Consider the following 19,256-nt stretch of genomic DNA (forward strand, 5'->3'; position numbering starts at 1 on the left):
AACACCCACTGACACAAGCTTGATCTCGATCAGTCGCTCACTCCCTCGCAATCACTACCATCGCGCTTCCATCGAAGGCCACGGACGGCTCATTGGGAGCCTGCGGCCCACTTTTCTCAAGGAAGAGTCAATCATGCGGTCATTGAAAATCATTCTGCTGGCATCAGCATTCAACGGGCTGACCCAACGGGCCTGGCTGGACTTGCGTCAGGCTGGTCACTCACCCAGCGTGGTGCTGTTCACCGATGCAGACGCGGTGTGCGAGCAAATCGAACACTCCGGCGCAGACCTGGTGATCTGCCCGTTTCTCAAGGACCGGGTACCCCAACAACTATGGAGCAACCACCAGCGTCCCGTGGTGATCATTCATCCGGGCATTGTCGGCGACCGTGGCGCCAGTGCGCTGGACTGGGCCATCACCCGCGAACTCAGCCGCTGGGGTGTGACCGCGTTGCAAGCAGTGGAGGAAATGGATGCCGGGCCGGTCTGGGCCACCTGTGAATTCAACCTGCCCCAAGACCTGCGCAAATCCGAGTTGTACAACGGGCGCGTCAGCGATGCCGCGATCTCCTGCATCCGCGAAGTCGTGGAAAAATTCATCGCCGGGTTCGTGCCTGTGCCCTTGGATTACAGCCAACGCCATGTGATTGGCCGCTTGCAGCCGAACATGAAGCAAGCCGACCCGTCCTTCAGCTGGCACGATAGCTCGCGCTTCATCAAACGCTGCATCGACGCTGCCGACGGCCAGCCCGGTGTATTGGCGAGTCTGGCTGGCGGTCAGTATTACCTCTACGACGCTCACCTGGATTCGCGCAGCGGCATGCCGGGGGAGATTCTCGCGGTGCACGATGATGCGGTGCTGGTGGCGACCGGCGATACCAGCCTGTGGATCGGCTCGCTGCGACACAAACCCCAGCCCGGTGAAGAAACCTTCAAACGCCCGGCCCGGCATGTGCTCGCCGAACAGCTGGCGCAAGTGCCGCCCCTTGATTGGTCGATCGCCTCCCAGCCGTTCAACAATGAAAATTATCAACCGATCCGCTATCGCGAATCCGGCCACGTCGGCGAGCTGACCTTCGAGTTTTACAATGGCGCGATGAGCACCGAACAGTGCCAGCGATTGGTGGAAGCCCTGCGCTGGGCCAAGTCCCGGGACACCCAAGTGCTGCTGATCAAGGGCGGGCGCGGCAGTTTCTCCAACGGCGTGCACCTCAACGTGATTCAGGCCGCAGCGGTTCCGGGGCTGGAAGCCTGGGCCAATATTCAAGCGATCGACGACGTTTGCCAGGAACTGCTCAGCGCCCGGCAACTGGTGGTCAGCGGCCTGACCGGCAACGCCGGGGCCGGCGGCTTGATGCTGGCACTGGCGGCCGACATCGTCTTCGCCCGGTCCGACATCGTGCTCAACCCCCATTATAAAACCATGGGCCTGTACGGCTCCGAGTACTGGACCTACAGCCTGCCCCGCGCTGTCGGCCAGGCAATGGCGGAAAAACTCACGGAGGATTGTCTGCCGATCAGCACCGCCCAGGCCTTGCAACTGGGCATGGTCCAGGAAATCGGCCCTCGCTGCCCCGACGAGTTTGATCTGTGGTTGTTGCAACGGGCCAATGGTGCGTTGAGTGATCCGGCGTATCAGGCGATACGCGAACGTAAAAACCAGCTCGATACTCAGCTGATGCAGCACTGTCGCAATGCCGAGCTGGAAGAAATGCACCAGGACATGGTGCAGAACCGCAAACAGTTTGCCGAGAAGTGCCGTAACTTTGTGTTCAAGCGCAAGGCGTGTGGCACGCCGCAACGGTTGGTGGCGCAGTGGGCGGTGGTGAAGGAAGTTGAATTGGCCGGGTGATCGGTAGCGATCTTTTGACCTGCTTTCTATCCCCAGGCGGCGCCTGCTCTTACAATGCCCGGACCTCCCACATCGGCCTGCCCATGGACATTGACCTCGCCCGCACCTTTCTGGAAATTGTCCGCCACGGCAGTCTGGCCGCGGCGGCTGAAAAACTGCATGTCACCCAGACCGCGATCACCGCCCGTGTGCAGAAGCTCGAAAGTCAGCTCGGCAGCACGCTGTTCGTGCGAAACCGCGCCGGAGCACGCCTGACGCCGAACGGTGAGGCCTTTGTGGTTTACGCCAACCAACTGGTGCAGACCTGGGAAGCGGCGCGCCGTGACTTGCCGCTGCCCGAGGGCTACCGCGATGTGCTGCACATCGGTGGCGAGGTCAGTCTGTGCAACCCGTTGATGCTCAGTTGGGCCGGCGAGCTGCGCGAGAAAATCCCCAGCCATGCCCTGCGCATGGAAATCCGCGACGGCGAGAACCTGCTGCGCCAACTGGAGCTGGGGGTGCTGGATGCGGCGCTGGTCTATCAGCCCGAGTACTGGCCACGCCTGCAAGTGGAGCAGGTGCTGGAAGAAAAACTCATCCTGGTCCGCCTGGCCGGGCAGCCCGATCCTTACGTGTATATCGATTGGGGCCCGGACTTCCGTCGTCAGCACGATGCCGCGTTGCCGGAAAAGGCCAAGGCGGCCTTGAGCTTCAACCTCGGACCGCTGGCCTTGCAGTACATCCTGGAAAACGGCGGCAGCGGCTATTTCCGCACCCGCGTGGTCCAGAGCTACCTGGAAAGCGGCGTGCTGGAGCCAGTGCCCAAAGCTCCGGAGTTCAGCTACCCGACCTACCTGGTTTACTCCCGGGACCGCGACTCGGCGACCCTGCAACGAGCCTTCGATTTGCTGCGCGAAGTGATCAAGACGGATGACGACTGGTCCCAGCGCTGGAACCCCTTGACCTGACGCCAGGCGTCTTGCACCGGAGCATGGCGCATGTGGCCTCAAGGTTGGGCCAGCCTCTACGGCGGGATCGACTAATCTGCTGGTTATAACAATAACCCCAGGTGAACGCAGTGAGGCAAACCACCGAAGCATTCCGCGCGCGCTACCGTGCCGCTATTCATCCACTTTATAACCCTTGGCTGCATGGCGCCTTTGTGTTGCTGTTCGGTTTGCTGGCCATCGGCGCGTTCTGGAGCACCGTGCATCAGGTACACCCCCTGGAATGGCTGGCGGTGCCGCTGACTCTGTTGTTCTTCAATTTCGGCGTCTACGTCGTGCATCGACATCTGGGGCACCACAAAAAGCGTCTGGCGCGAATGTTCTACGCCCGTCACGCCGGTGACCATCACAGCTTTTTCACCCCCGGCCACATGACCTACGACAACGCACGCGACTGGCGGGTGATTCTGTTTCCGGCCTGGCTGATTGTGTTGCATACCCTCGTCATCACCGCGCCCGCGTGGTGGCTGCTGGCGCAGCTCAATGGCAACATCGCAGGGCTGTTTGGCGGCTGCATGGTCCTCGGTTACCTGACCTATGAAGTGTTCCATGCCTGCGAACATCTACCACCCGCCAACCCGCTGACACGTCTGCCGTGGATTCGCCAGATGCGCCGTCTGCACGAACTGCACCATCGCCGTGAGCGGATGCAGGAGCGCAATTTCAATATCGTGTTTCCACTGATGGACTACCTGTTCGGCACCCTGTACTGGGAGCCGGAACAAGCGCCTCCACACCTGACGAGAACGCCCACCCGCCTGCAGCACGTGGTCGACATCGCTGGAAATCCGCTCGCCGTGCTCGCCTACGCCAGCACGGCGACGCGTTGGCCGGAGTGGCATCCGTCCTCCCTCAAGGTCGATGGCCAGAGCGGCCCGTTGTATGCCGGGACGCGGTTCGAGGAAGACATTCGGGCCGGTGGGCGTGAGGGACACTTGAGTTGGGAGGTCGACGAATACTTGCCTGGTCGCCGCTGGAGCGCTCGGGCTCGGGCTCGGGGCGATCATGGACTGTCGCTGGTGGTGACTTACGAGTGCGAGGCTTTTGGGGACGGCACGCGATTTGTCCGCACCCTGGAATATTGCTTCAGCGGTGTGGTGATGCGCATCGCCAATCGACTGTTGCTCAAGCGGCGCATCGAGCGTGAATCGGCGCAATCAATGCTGGCGTTACGCGAGATGGCGCAAAAACATCTGGCCTCGACAGGAGTCACCGCGTGAAAGCCCTCAAGTTTCGGCATTTATTGTTGCTGTTGATCATTGTGATTGGCGGCTTCCTGTTGTTATTACCCACCAAAGTCCAGCCAATCGCCTGGACCCCGTCACCGGCGCCCTCCCTCATCGATGGCATCTACACAGACAATCAGCGCCTCAAAGGCGTGGAACGTGTCGGCGCCGCTGACATCGACGGCCCGGAGGCGCTGCTGCTGGAGGAAGGCGTCCTCATCACCGGTCTGCATGACGGCCGGTTGATTAGCACCAGCCTCGACGGCAAGACCACCAAGGTGCTGGCCGATACCGGTGGCAGGCCATTGGGTCTGGCGCGCCATCCCAATGGTTTGCTGGTGATCGCCGATGGGGTCAAGGGTTTGCTGTCGCTCGATGCTCAGGGCCGTGTGATTGCATTGAGCACCGCGGCCAATAACGTGCCCTTCGGCTTTACCGATGACGTGGTCATCGACAAGTCCGGGCATTACGCCTATTTCAGCGATGCTTCCAGCCGTTGGGGTTACGGCAAGGATGGCGAGGCGATCATCGAGCACGGCGGCGACGGTCGATTGCTGCGTTATGACTTCCAGACCGGCACGACGACGGTCTTGCTGGATAAGCTGGAGTTCGCCAACGGTGTGACCCTGGGGCCTGACGATGCGTTTGTGCTGGTCAACGAAACCGGCGCCTATCGCATCAGCCGCTATTGGCTGACCGGGCCGAAAGCCGGAACCCATGATCTGTTCATCGACAATTTGCCAGGGCTGCCGGACAACCTGGCATTCAATGGCCGCGACCGTTTCTGGGTGGCGCTGTATGCCCCGCGCAATGCATTGCTCGACGCCACAGCGCCCTACCCTCTGGTACGCAAAATGATCGTGCGCGCGATGACGGTCTTGCCCAAACCGGTGGAAAGCCGCGCCTTCGCCCTCGGCCTGGACCTCGACGGTAAAGTGATTGCCAATCTGCAGGACGCCAGCAGCGGCAATTATTCCCCCATCACCACCGTGCGCGAGTACGGGGACTGGTTGTATCTGGGATCGCTGAAAGCACGGCACATGGCGCGGTTGCCGTTGAGTACGGCATTGCAGTAGTAACGGTGATCAAACTGTGGGAGCGGGCTTGCTCGCGAAGGCGGACTGACATTCAACATCTGACATGGCCTCATTCGCGAGCAAGTCCGCTCCCACATTAGATTCAGGTTCGTTCTGGAGAGTTTTGGATGGGGCACCTCGCAGGGAGCCGCAACATCGGGCCCTGATCGTGCGAGGTGCCGGTATTTATCCCCGTTGCAATTTTTCAGTCACCGGTCGTCGGTGATTCTGCATAGCGTCTCAAGAGGGCGTCTGAAGTCGATCAACGATTTTGTTCTTGACCTGTACGCGCTTCTCCTTGAGCTTCTTCAGTGCCTCATCGCTGGGCGCATCCGATTGTGCGGACTCGGCCTTCAACACCTCGGCATCCACCTGGGAGTACTTGTTGAGCAGTGAATCCAGTAACGTATCCTTGGTGCGTTTTTGCTGGATCTCTTCCTTTGAAAGTTTCAGATCCTGATACAGATCATGAGTCACCGGCATGGAACACCTCCGTTTGTTAATCGGTAGCAAACGCGATTGATTGCGCTCACCAGCTATCAGAATGGCCTTGCTCACCCTGTTCTGTCGACCGTCTATCAGACCAGCGGTGTCCGTTCGTCGCCCTGTCGCAAATGAGATAAAACCTTTGTATTCGCGCTCGCCTCCATTGATTAACGATCACCTGGATCGCCCATAAAAACCTGTGTGGAGAATGACCGATGGACGGATTCAATCTGCGTCACCTCGCCCTGGCCGTAGCCTTGAGCACCAGCATGGGCACGGCTTTTGCCGCCGCCTCCAATGACTTCGTCGATGACGCAGTGGAGGGTGGTATCGCGGAAGTCGAGACCAGCAAACTGGCTCTGGAAAAAAGCTCATCGGCCGACGTCAAAGAGTTCGCCAAGATGATGGTCACCGATCATTCCAAAGCCAATGATGAACTGGCGGCACTGGCGAAAAAGCATGACATCGAGGTGCCGGACACGACGACGGTGGTCAAACAGGCCAAGGAAAAAATTCTCGATCTGCGCGATGAATCCTTCGATGCGGCCTATGCCAATAATCAGGTAAAGGCTCACGAAGAAGCCATTGAACGGTTCAAAAAAGAAGCCAACACGGTGACGGACGACAAAGAGAAAGGCGCCACCGACCTGAAGGCGTTCGCGCAAAAAATGTTGCCAGCGCTGGAAAAACACCTGGATATGGCGAAAAAACTCCAGGCGGCTCATCCCGATAAATAACCCTCGCGGAAACAAGGTTTACCCAGTGATCGCTCATCACGGGTAAGCCTTGATGTCGGTCGGTTAGTCCCCTGTAGGAGCGATCGCATTACGGCCTACAGATCTCAACCACCCAGCACACTGCGGATCATGCTCAACAGCGCTTCAGGACCATAAGGTTTGCTCAGCAGATAAGTGTCGGGGCTGAGTTGGTGATTGCGCGAAATAATGTCCCGGGTGTGGCCGGAGGTAAACAGCACCGCCACCGGGGGATTCTGCACCTTGGCCCAGGCGGCCAGGTCCGAGCTTTTGATCAGACCGGGCATAACCACATCGGTGAAGATCAGGTCCACCGCCACGCCATCGAGCAACATCTGCATGGCCAAGTCACCGTTGGCCGCGGTCAGCACCTGATAGCCCTCTTCACGCAACAAGTCCACCACCGAGCCACGCACCGCTTCGTTGTCCTCGACCACCAGAATGGTTTCGTGCCCGCCCGGGTGCTGCGGATCATGGCGCGTTGTTTCACCGGGCAATGGGCGCAAGCTACGCGGGAAATACAGCTGCACCCGAGTGCCCTGCCCGACGACGCTGGAGATCTCGATATGCCCGTCGCTCTGTTTGACGAAACCGAACACCATGCTCAAACCCAGGCCGGTCCCCTGGCCGTCGGCCTTGGTGGTGAAAAACGGTTCGAAGGCCTGTGCGAGCACTTGAGGCGGCATGCCGACACCCGCGTCAGTCACCGCGACGCAAACATAGTCGCCGGCGACGATGCCTTTGCCTGCGCAAAACCTGCGGTCCAGGGCAATGTTCTCGGCGCTCAGGGCAATGGTCCCCTCGCCGTTCATCGCATCTCGGGCGTTGATCGCGAGGTTGAGAATGGCATTTTCCAGTTGATTGCGGTCCACGTAGAGATGCCATGGAGCGTCAGGCGCCGTCACCTTGATCTGGATAGTTTCCCCCAGCGCCCGCTGCAACAATTCCCCCAGTCCTTCGAAGATCTGCCATGGATCACAGACCGCCGGCGACAAAGGCTGACGACGGGCGAACGCGAGCAATTGTGACGACAGTTTGGCACCGCGCTCGACCGCGGCAATCGACGCACTGACCCGACGTTGCACGTTGGCGTTGTCCGGCTCGTGACGCGCCAGCAAATGCAGGTTGCCGGCGATGACCTGCAACAGATTGTTGAAGTCATGGGCCACGCCGCCGGTGAGACCGCCGATGGCTTCGAGTTTTTGTGACTGACGCAACTGCTCTTCGGCCGCCAGCCGCGCTTCGACTTCGTCGGCGACGCGCTGCTCCAGGTTGCGGGTGAATTTGAGCAACGACTCTTCGGCGCTCTTGCGTTCGTGGATGTCGATCAACACCCCGGGAAAGCGGAACGCCTCACCTTGCTCATTGAACTCGCAACACCCGCTGGCCAGCACCCACAGGTAACTGCCATCGGGACGCAGAACCCGGTATTCAGCGTTATAGGGAATGCCGGTTTCCACCGACTGGTTGATCCGTTCCTGAACCCAACTGCGGTCGTCGGGATGAATCTGCATTTCGGCGATGAGGGGTGGCAGGTTGGCCAGGTCCTGATCGGGCGGGTAGGAAAATGTGCGGGCGAAGCGTTCGTCGGCAGACAGCACATCAGCCTTGATGTCCCAGACGAACGAGCCGAGCAAAGCCCCGGCATTGAGCGCCAGGCGAACTCTTTCGTTGTCGGCGCGATAAGCGCGTTCGGCTTCCTGACGGCGGCGCTCGGAAATCACATGGTCAGTGGTGTCGACCACCATCGCCATGACCCCCGAGGGATGCCCGTCATCATCGGCGACGGGACTGTAGTAAAGATCCATCCAGACGTCTTCGGGTACGCCATCACGCAACAGCACCAAAGCTTTGTTGTGATAGGACAAGGTACCGCCCGCAAGGCAGGTATTCACCACATGCCGATTGAATTCGGCGACCTCTGGCCAGCCCAACTCCACCGGGGAACCCAGCAGGTAAGGATGGCGCCCACCGGCAAATCTGGAGTAGGCATCGTTATAGATCATGTAACCGGGCCGGCCCCACAGCATCACCATCGGCAGGGGGGAGGCGAGCAATAACTGCACCGCGCTGCACAGGCTCCCGGGCCAGGTATCGATGCGCCCGAGCTCGGTCAGGCTCCAGTCGAACGCACGAATGCGTCCGGCCATTTCGCCGCTCCAGCCGGTACATCCGTGGCTATTGTCTAGAAACTGCATCGACTGGCCTTATGTCCTGTGAATGACATGTTTCAGGCAGTGCAACGGCGTGAGGAGACGGTGCGTGCCCGTTTGTTTCGAGCACCGCCGACGCCAATGGTTTCATAGAGGTATAGACGAATGTCGCAGGTTCAGCGGAAATCCCGGCTGCGCACATGGATGCCGTCGAGCAATGAACTCAGGTCGCTCAAGCGCCCGGCAATCAGGTGCCGCACCTCGCCTTCCTTTTCCCAGCGCCCATCGACCTTGAGCAATTGCGAGCCAACCAATACCTGCCGTTGCCGTTCGGCCAGGTCGCGCCAGACCACCACATTGACGTTGCCGAACTCGTCTTCAAGCGTCACGAAGGTCACGCCGCTGGCGGTGCCTGGGCGTTGCCGGCCGGTGACCAGCCCGGCAACGCTGACCGGTCGGCCGTGCTCGACATCCATAAGTTCTTTCGAACTGCGGCAACGCCGGGCTTTCAATTCACCCCGCAGCAATGCCAGCGGATGCGGACCGAGGGTGGTGCCGACACTGTTGTAATCGGCTTGCAGGTCCTCGCCCACGGTGGGTTTGGGCAGAGACACCGCTGGCTCTTCCGGGCTCGGCAAACCGGCAAACAAGCCGAGCTGTTTCTGCACCCCCGCCACCTCCCAGCGCGCCCGATGCCGATCACCGGCCAGCCCGCGCAACGCACCGGCATCGGCCAGTTGCTCCTGGGTGCGGGCATCGAGTCGCGCCCGTTCGCCGAGGTCGGCGATGTCGGCAAACGCCCCTTTCGACCGGGCGACTTCAATACGCCTGGCATCATCCTCGCGAAAGCCTTTGATCATCCGCAACCCCATGCGAATGGCCGGCTGCGCGCCGGTGATCGGTTCCAGGCTGCAATCCCAGTCACTGGCCCGCACGTCCACCGGGCGAATCTGCAAATGATGCCGGCGGGCGTCCTGAAGAATCTGGTCCGGGCTGTAGAAACCCATGGGCCAGCTGTTGATCAACGCACAGGCGAAGGCCGCCGGCTCGTGGCATTTCAACCAGCAACTGGCATAAGTCAGCAAGGCGAAACTGGCGGCGTGGGATTCGGGAAAGCCGTAATTGCCGAAGCCTTTGATCTGCTCGAAAATCTGCGCGGCGAACTCCGCCGTGTAGCCGTTTTTCTTCATTCCGTCCGCCAGACGTTCCTTGTGCGGCTCCAGTCCGCCGTGGCGCTTCCAGGCGGCCATGGAACGGCGCAATTGATCGGCCTCGCCGGGGCTGTAGTCGGCGGCGACAATCGCAATCTGCATCACCTGTTCCTGGAACAGCGGCACGCCCAACGTACGCTCCAGCACCGCTTCGAGTTCTTTCGACGGGTAGATCACCTCTTCTTCGCCCTTACGCCGCCGCAGATAGGGATGCACCATCCCGCCCTGAATCGGCCCCGGACGAACGATCGCCACTTCGATCACCAGGTCGTAGAAATTCTTGGGCTTGAGCCTCGGCAACATCGACATCTGTGCCCGGGATTCGATCTGGAACACCCCGATGGTGTCTGCATGGCCAATCATTTCATAGGTTTGCGGGTCTTCGGCCGGCACCGTCGCCAGACTCAGGTCACGGCCACGGTGCCGACGCAGCAGGTCGAAACAACGACGAATCGCGCTGAGCATGCCCAACGCGAGGATATCGACCTTGAGCAACCCGACCGCGTCCAGATCGTCCTTGTCCCACTGGATGATGGTGCGCTCGGCCATGGCGGCGTTTTCCACCGGCACCAGGCTATCCAGGGGTTGTTCGGAAATCACGAAACCGCCAGGGTGCTGGGACAGGTGCCGGGGGAAACCGATCAACTGTCCCGTCAGGCTCAGCACCCGGCGCAACACCGGGCTATCGGGATCGAACCCCCCTTCACGCAGGCGCTCGACGGGCGGCGCCTGATCACTCCAGTGGCCGCAACAGTCGGCCAGGGCGTTGACCTGATCCGGCGGCAAACCCAGTGCCTTGGCCACATCGCGGACCGCGCCGGCACCGTGGTAAGTACTGACCACCGCCGTCAGCGCCGCACGGGTCCGGCCATAACGCTGAAACACGTACTGCAGGACTTCTTCACGCCGCTCGTGTTCGAAATCCACATCAATGTCTGGCGGCTCATTGCGCTCTTTGGAGAGGAAACGCTCGAACAGCAACGTGCTCCGCTCCGGGTCAATCTCCGTGATACCCAGCACGTAGCACACCACCGAGTTGGCGGCAGAACCGCGCCCCTGACAGAGAATGTGTTGCTTGCGGGCAAAATTCACAATGTCGTGAACCGTCAGGAAGTAGCTTTCGTACCCCAGCTCGGCAATCAGCTCCAGTTCCTTGTCGATCTGCGCCAACACCTCGGCTTTAGGACCTTTTTCCCAGCGCCACCGAACACCCTTCTCTGCCAATTCCCGCAGCCAGGACGTGGCCGTTTGACCGTCAGGCACCAGCTCCCGGGGATATTGATAACGCAACTGACTGAGGTCGAACGTGCAGCGCCGGGCGATGGCCAGCGTTTCGTCGAGCAGTGCCTGCGGATAGAGATCGCGCAAGGCGTCGAGACTGCGCAAATGCCGTTCGCCGTTAGGGTGCAGACGCAACCCGGCCTCGGCCACCGGCAGGTGATGGCGGATCGCGGTCATGGTGTCCTGCAAGGCACGCCGGCCGCGAGCGTGCATGTGCACATCGCCGCTGGCCACCGCAGGGATTCGCAGTTCCCGCGCCAGGGTCAGCAGCGCCGCCAGTCGCCGGGTGTCGTCCTGCCCGCGGTGTAACTGAACGCTCAGCCACAAGCGCTCGGCGAAGGCCCGCTTCAGCCAGTGGCCCTGCTCAAAGTCATCGACGGCGTCCGGCACCCACAACGCCAACAGCCCCGGCAACGGCTCGCCGAAATCCTCCCGCAGCACCTGATACTGGCCTTTCTGCGTACGGCGTCTGGCGCGGGTAATCAGTCGGCACAGGGTCTGGTAACCCTCGAGATTTTCCACCAGCAGCACCAGTTTCGGGCCGTCTTCGATGCGTATTTCACTGCCGATGATCAGCGGCAATTCCACGGCCTTGGCTGCCTGCCAAGCGCGGACGATACCCGCCAGGGTGCATTCGTCGGTGATCGCCAACGCTTGATAGCCCTGCTTTTTTGCCCGTTGAAAAAGCTCAAGCGCACTGGAAGCACCGCGCTGGAAACTGAAGTTCGACAGGCAGTGCAGCTCGGCATAATCGACACTCATGCGAACCAGCCTTGCAGCCACAACGGACCGTCTTCACCCACTGCCCGATAGGCCCAGCCCTGCTGGCCGGAACGGGTTTCGATCAGGTAATAATCGCGGCGCACGTCGTCGCCGTCCCACCAGCCCGACTCGATGCGTTCCGGCCCCATGAGGATGCGCGTCGAACCTTCGTGTACTGCCTGCGGTTCCGTCAGCAACCAGCCCGGACGTTGCACGGCAGGCAGCCCCCCGCAGGCCTGGCTGTCGACACTGGCCTGCCACGCGCATTCCGGCCGGTGATCGGCCTGGAACCGCAAGCCTTGCACCGCGTCATCTCCCAATCGCGCGCGCAAGCGTTCGCGCAGTTGCTCCCAGGGCAAGGACTGCTGCGGACGATCATCGAACAGTTCCTGGTACTGGGGCACGAAGGTCGGCAAGTCTTCAGCGCGCAGACGAAAACCGCGCACCGGCGCCTCGACCTGAACCTGTTCCAGGCGCCCCCGGGCCAGCTCGAACAGCATCGCCGGATCGCGCTCGGCACTGAGCAGGCCGACCTTGATCAGCGTGTCTGGCAACCCGGCGTGTTCCAGGTGCAGGTCAAAACGCTGCACACCGCTGTCCCGGCCGCAGAGGAACGCCGCCAGATCGCCGGTCAGCCTGCGCAACGGAAACAGCAATGCCTGATGGGACTGCACATCGAAATTAAGCTCGATGCGCACATCGAAACGGTCCGGCGGCAGGTAGAACGCCAGCGCCAACCGTCGCTCGCCGAACAGGGTGTCCAGATGCTTGAGCACCTGAGCTTCGAAACGCCGGGCCAGGCTATGTCGCGGCAGCGCCTGCACCTGACTCAAGGTGCGCAGCCCCATGCGCGACAGTGCCGTGGCAACGCTTGGCTCCAGCGCGATCCGGTCGACGGGCAACTGCCCGAGGTGGTGCTGCAAGGCTTCATTGTCCGGCACCACCAGACCGTCATAAACGTTGGCCAGCACCCGCGCCGCCACCGGGTTGGGCGCGGCAACAATCCGGTGACGAAACCCCAGCTCGCCGAGTTCCGCCCGCAATCGCGCCTCGAACTGCGGCCAGGGCCCGAACAAGCCCAGGCTGGATTCGATTTCAAACACCACGGCGCGCGGGTAATGCACGCTAACCTGAGAGCTGAACCGATAGGCCCAGGCAGCCAGGAACTGCTGCCAGTGTTCAATCTCGGCGGCATCGTATTCGGCAGTGACAAACCCTTTGCTCAGGGCCTGGGCGGCGGTCATCGACTGGCCGGGCCGCAAGCCCAACGCCCGCGCCGAACCGTTGACCGCCTGCAGTACCCGACGCTGGGCCGGACCGGTCAGCAGCGCCAGCGGCTCATCGGGGTCGGGGCGCTGACGCAGTACCGCGTCCAGCGCCAATTGCGGGAAGAGAATGCAAACCCAGCGCATGGCAACCTCAATGCCCGACGGCAAAGGCAATCGGCGCCGAACGGGCCAGCCCGCCCCGACACTTGAGCACCCGCAATTGCGCAGGTTTGGCGTCGATGGCGATGCGCAGGGCCGCTGGCGACGGGTTGATGGCTTCACTGAGCGAGCGATAGGCGAACGCCAGGGTCTGACCGGCTTCCGCCGCCACCTGCAAACGTCGCAACGCTCGATCGTCGGCTTTGTGCGGCCAGCACAACACCGCCCCGCAACTGCCCGAACGCAGGCATTGCTCCGCCGCCCACAGCGCATCGCGCTCACTGGCCTGGATGATCGACAGTTGCCGCAAATCGACCCCGGCGTTCTGCCAGGCCTGGGGATACGGCACGTAAGGCGGCGCCACCAGCACGATGCGCTCACCTGCCGCCGACAGCCGCGCCAGCGCCGGCCACACCAGTTGCAACTCACCCACGCCCTGCCCGGCCAACAGGATTTCAGTCAGCGCCGCTTCCGGCCAGCCGCCAGTGGGTAATGCCGCATCCAGCGCCGCATGCCCGGTGGGTTGCGGGCTGACGGCCGGTGGCGCAGGCCGGCCCTTCCAGACCTGGCCGCCATTGAACAGCGTATCCAACGCAACGACGGCGCCCATCACCCTTGCCTCACCAGACCGCAGAACACGCCTTCGATGGCCAGGTCCTGATCGGCTCGAACAATGATCGGTTTATAGGCCGGATTGCGCGGTAACAGGCGGACAGAATCGCCAACCCGTTCAAAACGCTTGATGGTGACTTCGCCGTCGAGCCGCGCCACGACGATCTGGCCATTGACCGCTTCGGGATTGCGCCGCACGCCCACCAGATCGCCGTCGAGAATGCCGTCCTCGATCATCGAATCGCCCTGCACCCGCAGCATGTAATCCGGTAGCCGCGAGAAGATCGACGGATCAAGCAGCAAACGGCTGTGGACCTCGGCATCAGCACCGATCGGCGCACCGGCCGCCACTCGACCGAGAACCGGAACATCCAGCAGTTCGGGCCGCGGCAGTTGATTCAGCAGCCGGATACCTCGCGCCTGATGCGGATTGACCTCGATAAAACCGGCTTCGGTCAGCGCCAGCACATGCTTGCGCGCCACGCTACGGGAGGCGAAGCCAAAGGCCTCGCTGATTTCAGCGAGGCTCGGGGGCTGACCGTGTTCGGCGATTCGATCGCGGATGAAGGTCAGGATGGCGGTACGGCGGGGAGTTAAAGTCGTCATGGAGTACATTTGTACTCTTTTGGGTTTTTCCTGACAAGTATTTGTAGGAGCTGTCGAGTGAAACGAGGCTGCGATCTTTTGATCTTTTCTTTCAGCCGCGCTTGAGGATCTGGTCCATCACCCAATCGGTCTTCAACGCTTGCTCAGCCAATGCCGGGTGCTGCGCTTCGCCACGGATGTGGGCGTTCATGCCCAGCACGTGGTGCCACTGGATGTGTTCGTGATGTTCGATGTGCAGGCTGAGGTGTTCATCGGCTTCAAGCTGTACCGGGTGTTCGTCGAACACCGAAAAGCTGATCCGGCCTTGGCTGCCGATCACCTCGACCCGGTCCTCGCGACGGTCTGCCACGAAATTCCAGCAGCCCATGCCCAACGCCCCGGAGGCAAAGCGCCAACTGGCGCTAACGGCGTCTTCGGCGGCATAGAGGCCAGCCTGATGCGCGGTGAAACCGGAAACTTCAACGATGTCACCCAGCAAGTACTGGAACAGGTCGAAGCCGTGGCTGGCGAGGTCGGCGAAGTAACCACCGCCAGCGATCGCCGGATCAGTGCGCCAGTTATCGGTGCCGCCAAGATCGCTCGATGAAGGCGCTTTGGTCAGTGTCCAGGTGAGGTGTCGGACATCGCCGATCCGCCCCTCCCCAAGCCATTGCCGCACTTGCTGGAAGCGCGGCAATGAACGTCGGTAATAGGAAACGAACAGATGCAGCCCGGCTTCGACAAAGGCCTTTTGCATCTCACGGCTTTGCCCGGCGTTCAGCGACATCGGTTTTTCGACGCAGCAATGTTTGCCGGCGGCAGCCACTTGCAGGCTGTAAGCATGATGGCTGTCGGGTGGCGTGGCGATGTACACCGCGTCCACCTCGGGATCATTGATCAATGCGTCAGCGTCGGTGTAGACCCGGGCAATGCCATGGCGCGCGGCGTAATCGGCCACCGCCTCCAGACGCCGACCCATCACCGCCACCAGCGCCGAGCCGGGCGCCTTGTAGAACGCCGGCCCGCTCTTGCGCTCGGTCACACTGCCGCACCCAATCATGCCCCAGCGCACCACGTTCATGGACACTCCTTTGAGGTTTAGCCGATGCGCAATGCGCGCAGGTCGAGGCGACCGTCCTTGAGCGGTGGGCACCAGTAGTAGCCGCCAGTGATCGGTCGGCTGATGCGATACAGACCGTCGGTGATGCCGTCTTCCAGACCGCTCATGCGCCGCAGCTGGGATTCGAATGCATCGAGGGAAAAACCGAAGGCCAGGAACATCAGGCCGGCGTCATCGCCTTCGATCCACGGCATCGAGCGACGGACCACGAAGGCTTCGGGTGTGAAGCTTTCCTGGGCGGTGCGTTTGACGTGGGCGGAGATCGGCGCGTCGTCGAGTTCTTCGTTGTCGCTCAGGCGACGGCCCATGATGTTGTCTTTCTCATGGGATGGCATCGCGTGGAAGCCTTTCAAATCATGCTGCCACTGTTGGATCGCGGCGAAGCTGCCACCGACCAGACCGTCCGCGCCTTCGCTCAGCAATGCGGCCGCTACAGCGGCTTCGGCGTGAGGGTTTTCGGTGCCGTCTTCGTAACCGGTCAGGTCGTGGCCGGTCATGTGGCGGAAGGTTTCGTTCATCTGCACCAGACGCAGGGCCGGTGCCAGCGCGGCTTCAATCGCATGGCTGCGATTGAGCAGTTCGCCACGGTCAACACCGTGCAGCCAGCACCAGAGCGCGTGTTGGGTCGACGGATTGTCGACGCCGACACCGACCAGCGCAGGAAAAGCGCGCAGCCCGTCGATCTGCGCGTGCAGCGCTTTGACCAGGGATTCACCGAAGCCGACGACCGCCGACTTTCCGTCCACCAGGCGCATCAGGTTATCCAGCGCAGCCGGCAGTGCCTCGGCGGATTCAAGGGCGAAGAACATATGACGAGCTTGAGGCGGAACAGGGGTGGCGAGAATGCCCGGCTGGTAATAACTCATATGAACTCCTTCAGAAAAGAGCATGAAGTTTAACCGGGGGATCGTTACTTGTGTGTTTTCAGGCGAAAGATCGCCCTGTAGCAGCAGCCTCGCGGGCTCGGCAGCTGCTACAGGGCTCGCCAAAAAAATCATAAGATGAGCCATGACAAGCGAGTCCGAGGTCTGCTAAAACGATTCATCAGTGCATCACCCAATCCAGACGGGGTAGCGATATGACCACAGCACAGATCCTTGGCAACCTGTTTCCCACCGCCGACAACGTCCCGGAAAAGTACCGCCTCAACGGCCAGACCGAACAGCGCGAATACCTGGTCGATGGCGAACTGAGAACCTGGTCCGGGCCCCTCGCCCAAGTCCGTAGCCCGGTGTACCTGAGCGGCGCGAATGGCGATGAACAAGTAATCCTCGGCAGCACGCCGCTGCTCGATGCTGATACCGCACTGACCGCGCTCGACGCCGCCGTCCGCGCCTATGATCGGGGCCAGGGCCTGTGGCCGACCATGCGCGTGGCCGAGCGCATCCAACACGTCGAAATCTTCCTGGCTCGCATGCGCGAACAGCGCGAGGCGGTGGTCAAGTTGCTGATGTGGGAGATCGGCAAGAACCTCAAGGACTCGGAAAAAGAGTTCGACCGCACCTGCGACTACATCGTCGACACCGTCAACGCCCTCAAGGAACTCGACCGCCGCTCCAGCCGCTTCGAACTGGAACAGGACACCCTCGGCCAGATCCGCCGCGTTCCGCTGGGCGTGGCGTTGTGCATGGGGCCTTACAATTACCCGCTGAACGAAACCTTCACCACGCTGATACCGGCGCTGATCATGGGCAACACCGTGGTGTTCAAACCGGCCAAGCTCGGCGTGCTATTGATTCGCCCGCTGCTGGAGGCATTCCGCGACAGCTTCCCGGCCGGGGTCATCAACGTCATTTACGGCAGCGGCCGCGAGACTGTCAGCGCACTGATGGCCAGCGGCAAGATCGATATCTTTGCGTTTATCGGCACCAACAAGGCCGCCAGCGACCTGAAAAAACTCCACCCAAGGCCTCACCGCCTGCGCGCGGCGCTGGGCCTGGATGCGAAGAACCCCGGCATCGTTCTGCCGGAGGTCGATCTGGACAACGCGGTCAATGAAGCCGTTACCGGTTCCCTGTCGTTCAACGGCCAGCGCTGCACCGCGCTGAAAATCCTCTTCGTCCACGAAGACGTGGTCGAGGCGTTCATCGAGAAATTCAACGCCAAACTCGCCAGCCTCAAACCCGGTATGCCGTGGGACAGTGGCGTGGCCCTGACGCCATTGCCGGAATCAGGCAAGGTCGATTACCTGCACACGCTGGTGGCGGACGCGGTCAGCAAAGGTGCAGCCGTGGTCAACCCCAACGGCGGTGAATCCCGCGCATCGTTCTTCTACCCGGCCGTGTTGTACCCGGTGACACCGCAGATGCGCGTCTATCAGGAAGAACAGTTCGGCCCGGTCGTGCCGATCGTGCCTTACCGTCATCTGGACACCGTGATCGATTACGTCCTGGAATCCGACTTCGGCCAGCAACTGAGCATCTTCGGCACCAACCCGGTAGCAGTCGGCAGGCTCGTGGACACGTTCGCCAACCAGGTCGGCCGGATCAACCTCAACGCCCAGTGCCAGCGCGGTCCGGACACCTATCCGTTCAACGGCCGCAAGAACTCCGCCGAGGGCACGCTGTCGGTGCATGATGCGTTGCGGGTGTTTTCGATTCGGACACTGGTGGCGACCAAATTCCAGGAGAGCAGCAAAGAGCTTCTCAGCGAGATCATCAGCGGACGCAACTCGAGCTTCCTGACCACCGACTACATCTTCTGAGGTCGATTATTGCGTCGCCACCCGACGAAGCTTCAGGCTCCAGCCCTGTTGCATCCCGGCGGCGGCCAACAGAATCGCGGCGACACCGATCCACTGCAGCAGCTCCAGGCGATGGCCGAAGGCGAACCAGTCAACGAAAATTGCCGCAATCGGGTAGATGAACGACAGCGCGCCGGTGAGCGCTGTCGGCAGTTTTTGAATCGCACCGTAGAGCAGCACATACATCAAACCGGTATGCACGATGCCCAGGGTCACCAGACTGGCCCAGGCATCGGGCGTTTGCGGCATCGCCGAGAAATGTGCAAAAGGCGCGAGCAACAGCACGCCGGTGCAAACCTGGATCAACGCGATCAGATGCGGTGGCGTGCCGGTCAGGCGTTTGATGATCAGCGCGGCAATCGCGTACAGAAAGGCAGCCCCCAGCGCCAGAGCAACCCCCATCAGGTAATCGTTGCCGCCCTCGCCCTGCTCACCATGCGCGCTGACAATCGCCAGCATTCCGAGAAACGAAATGCCCAGCCAGAACAGTTTCTGCAGGGTGATCTTCTCTCCCAGAAACAGCGCGGCCAACCCGACCAGCATGAATGGCTGGACGTTATAAACCGCCGTGCCAATGGCAATCGAGGCGCGGGAGTAGGACGCGAATAACAGCACCCAGTTACCGACAATCGCCACACCGCTCAGTACGGCTAGCAAGAAAGTGGTGGATGTCAAAATGCCGGGGCGCAGAAAGCCGAACGCCGCGCAGATCAGCAATAAGGTGGCGGCACCGAACACGCAGCGCCAGAACACCACGTCCAGCACCGGTTGCCCGGAGACCAGCACGAACCAACCAATGGTCCCGGAAATGAGCATGGCGGCGGTCATTTCGAATGAGCCGTGACGTAGTGTTTTGTCCATCATCAACCTCCTGTGTTTGAGCCCAAAGTATGCCAATCCACCGAGGGGCTACTCCAGCGCAAAAAGCAGGCTAAACTCGGTTTCTGCCTTTTTTATCAAGGCTTATTCATTCGATTGCCT

At 61.2% G+C, this 19,256-nt stretch carries 15 protein-coding genes; 6 read left to right on the forward strand and 9 right to left on the reverse strand.

Annotated features, from left to right (window positions below; genetic code table 11):
• The first annotated feature begins 133 nt into the window (after positions 1-133).
• The 4 genes from PSH97_RS16445 to PSH97_RS16460 all read left to right on the forward strand — a co-directional run bounded on the left by PSH97_RS16445 (position 134) and on the right by PSH97_RS16460 (position 5,140).
• Positions 134-1,852, forward strand: coding sequence for a hydrogenase maturation protein (locus PSH97_RS16445; RefSeq protein ID WP_305445829.1), 1,719 nt, complete (start codon positions 134-136; stop codon positions 1,850-1,852).
• An 83-nt stretch (positions 1,853-1,935) separates the two neighbouring features.
• Positions 1,936-2,799: a LysR family transcriptional regulator gene (locus tag PSH97_RS16450; protein WP_007898206.1), complete on the forward strand. Its 864-nt coding sequence runs from the start codon at positions 1,936-1,938 to the stop codon at positions 2,797-2,799.
• 110 nt (positions 2,800-2,909) lie between these two features.
• Positions 2,910-4,058 carry an SRPBCC family protein gene (locus PSH97_RS16455; RefSeq protein ID WP_305445830.1) on the forward strand — a complete coding sequence of 383 codons (1,149 nt, stop codon included), beginning with the start codon at positions 2,910-2,912 and terminating at the stop codon, positions 4,056-4,058.
• Positions 4,055-5,140 (forward strand): SMP-30/gluconolactonase/LRE family protein, encoded by a 1,086-nt coding sequence (locus PSH97_RS16460; RefSeq protein ID WP_305445831.1) that lies wholly within the window; start codon positions 4,055-4,057, stop codon positions 5,138-5,140. Before PSH97_RS16455 ends, PSH97_RS16460 begins: the two co-directional genes overlap by 4 nt.
• Before the next feature lie 240 nt (positions 5,141-5,380).
• On the opposite strand, the gene PSH97_RS16465 is transcribed toward PSH97_RS16460, so the two are convergent.
• On the reverse strand, positions 5,381-5,623 hold the full coding sequence (locus tag PSH97_RS16465; RefSeq protein ID WP_305445832.1) for a DUF465 domain-containing protein: 243 nt from the start codon (positions 5,621-5,623) through the stop codon (positions 5,381-5,383).
• A gap of 218 nt (positions 5,624-5,841) precedes the next feature.
• Here PSH97_RS16465 and PSH97_RS16470 point away from each other — a divergent pair, with 218 nt between their 5' ends.
• Positions 5,842-6,363 carry a DUF4142 domain-containing protein gene (locus PSH97_RS16470; RefSeq protein WP_305445833.1) on the forward strand — a complete coding sequence of 174 codons (522 nt, stop codon included), beginning with the start codon at positions 5,842-5,844 and terminating at the stop codon, positions 6,361-6,363.
• 104 nt (positions 6,364-6,467) lie between these two features.
• Here the strand turns inward: PSH97_RS16470 and PSH97_RS16475 are convergent, their stop codons facing one another.
• The 7 genes from PSH97_RS16475 to PSH97_RS16505 form a co-directional block, all read right to left on the reverse strand.
• Positions 6,468-8,579 (reverse strand): hybrid sensor histidine kinase/response regulator, encoded by a 2,112-nt coding sequence (locus PSH97_RS16475; protein ID WP_305445834.1) that lies wholly within the window; start codon positions 8,577-8,579, stop codon positions 6,468-6,470.
• Positions 8,580-8,710: 131 nt separating this feature from the next.
• Positions 8,711-11,788: an error-prone DNA polymerase gene (locus PSH97_RS16480; RefSeq protein WP_305445835.1), complete on the reverse strand. Its 3,078-nt coding sequence runs from the start codon at positions 11,786-11,788 to the stop codon at positions 8,711-8,713.
• Positions 11,785-13,200, reverse strand: coding sequence for a Y-family DNA polymerase (locus PSH97_RS16485; RefSeq protein ID WP_305445836.1), 1,416 nt, complete (start codon positions 13,198-13,200; stop codon positions 11,785-11,787). Before PSH97_RS16485 ends, PSH97_RS16480 begins: the two co-directional genes overlap by 4 nt.
• 7 nt (positions 13,201-13,207) lie before the next feature.
• The gene (gene imuA / locus PSH97_RS16490) at positions 13,208-13,825 is read right to left on the reverse strand and encodes a translesion DNA synthesis-associated protein ImuA (protein ID WP_305445837.1); all 618 of its coding nucleotides are present in this window, start codon (positions 13,823-13,825) and stop codon (positions 13,208-13,210) included.
• Positions 13,825-14,442 (reverse strand): transcriptional repressor LexA, encoded by a 618-nt coding sequence (gene lexA / locus PSH97_RS16495; protein WP_305445838.1) that lies wholly within the window; start codon positions 14,440-14,442, stop codon positions 13,825-13,827. Before lexA ends, imuA begins: the two co-directional genes overlap by 1 nt.
• A gap of 82 nt (positions 14,443-14,524) precedes the next feature.
• The gene (locus tag PSH97_RS16500; RefSeq protein WP_305445839.1) at positions 14,525-15,493 is read right to left on the reverse strand and encodes a Gfo/Idh/MocA family protein; all 969 of its coding nucleotides are present in this window, start codon (positions 15,491-15,493) and stop codon (positions 14,525-14,527) included.
• A 17-nt stretch (positions 15,494-15,510) separates the two neighbouring features.
• Positions 15,511-16,398 carry a Dyp-type peroxidase gene (locus tag PSH97_RS16505; RefSeq protein WP_305445840.1) on the reverse strand — a complete coding sequence of 296 codons (888 nt, stop codon included), beginning with the start codon at positions 16,396-16,398 and terminating at the stop codon, positions 15,511-15,513.
• A gap of 212 nt (positions 16,399-16,610) precedes the next feature.
• Between PSH97_RS16505 and PSH97_RS16510 the strand changes: the two genes are divergently transcribed.
• Positions 16,611-18,236, forward strand: a complete 1,626-nt coding sequence (locus PSH97_RS16510) for an NADP-dependent glyceraldehyde-3-phosphate dehydrogenase (protein ID WP_305445841.1) — start codon at positions 16,611-16,613, stop codon at positions 18,234-18,236.
• 6 nt (positions 18,237-18,242) lie between these two features.
• Here PSH97_RS16510 and PSH97_RS16515 read toward each other — a convergent pair whose 3' ends face one another.
• Positions 18,243-19,136 carry a DMT family transporter gene (locus tag PSH97_RS16515; protein ID WP_305449816.1) on the reverse strand — a complete coding sequence of 298 codons (894 nt, stop codon included), beginning with the start codon at positions 19,134-19,136 and terminating at the stop codon, positions 18,243-18,245.
• Positions 19,137-19,256: the final 120 nt, after the last annotated feature.

Source organism: Pseudomonas cucumis (assembly GCF_030687935.1).
GTDB lineage: Bacteria > Pseudomonadota > Gammaproteobacteria > Pseudomonadales > Pseudomonadaceae > Aquipseudomonas > Aquipseudomonas cucumis.

What these genes read in the sequence shown, in the direction of transcription:
- lexA (WP_305445838.1), bottom strand. Translation starts at nt 14,442, where the DNA reads ATGTACTCCATGACGACTTTAACTCCCCGCCGTACCGCCATCCTGACC.
- PSH97_RS16475 (WP_305445834.1), bottom strand. Translation starts at nt 8,579, where the DNA reads ATGCAGTTTCTAGACAATAGCCACGGATGTACCGGCTGGAGCGGCGAA.
- PSH97_RS16505 (WP_305445840.1), bottom strand. Translation starts at nt 16,398, where the DNA reads ATGAGTTATTACCAGCCGGGCATTCTCGCCACCCCTGTTCCGCCTCAA.
- PSH97_RS16465 (WP_305445832.1), bottom strand. Translation starts at nt 5,623, where the DNA reads ATGCCGGTGACTCATGATCTGTATCAGGATCTGAAACTTTCAAAGGAA.
- PSH97_RS16510 (WP_305445841.1), top strand. Translation starts at nt 16,611, where the DNA reads ATGACCACAGCACAGATCCTTGGCAACCTGTTTCCCACCGCCGACAAC.
- PSH97_RS16445 (WP_305445829.1), top strand. Translation starts at nt 134, where the DNA reads ATGCGGTCATTGAAAATCATTCTGCTGGCATCAGCATTCAACGGGCTG.
- PSH97_RS16485 (WP_305445836.1), bottom strand. Translation starts at nt 13,200, where the DNA reads ATGCGCTGGGTTTGCATTCTCTTCCCGCAATTGGCGCTGGACGCGGTA.
- PSH97_RS16470 (WP_305445833.1), top strand. Translation starts at nt 5,842, where the DNA reads ATGGACGGATTCAATCTGCGTCACCTCGCCCTGGCCGTAGCCTTGAGC.
- PSH97_RS16450 (WP_007898206.1), top strand. Translation starts at nt 1,936, where the DNA reads ATGGACATTGACCTCGCCCGCACCTTTCTGGAAATTGTCCGCCACGGC.
- PSH97_RS16480 (WP_305445835.1), bottom strand. Translation starts at nt 11,788, where the DNA reads ATGAGTGTCGATTATGCCGAGCTGCACTGCCTGTCGAACTTCAGTTTC.
- imuA (WP_305445837.1), bottom strand. Translation starts at nt 13,825, where the DNA reads ATGGGCGCCGTCGTTGCGTTGGATACGCTGTTCAATGGCGGCCAGGTC.
- PSH97_RS16515 (WP_305449816.1), bottom strand. Translation starts at nt 19,136, where the DNA reads ATGGACAAAACACTACGTCACGGCTCATTCGAAATGACCGCCGCCATG.
- PSH97_RS16500 (WP_305445839.1), bottom strand. Translation starts at nt 15,493, where the DNA reads ATGAACGTGGTGCGCTGGGGCATGATTGGGTGCGGCAGTGTGACCGAG.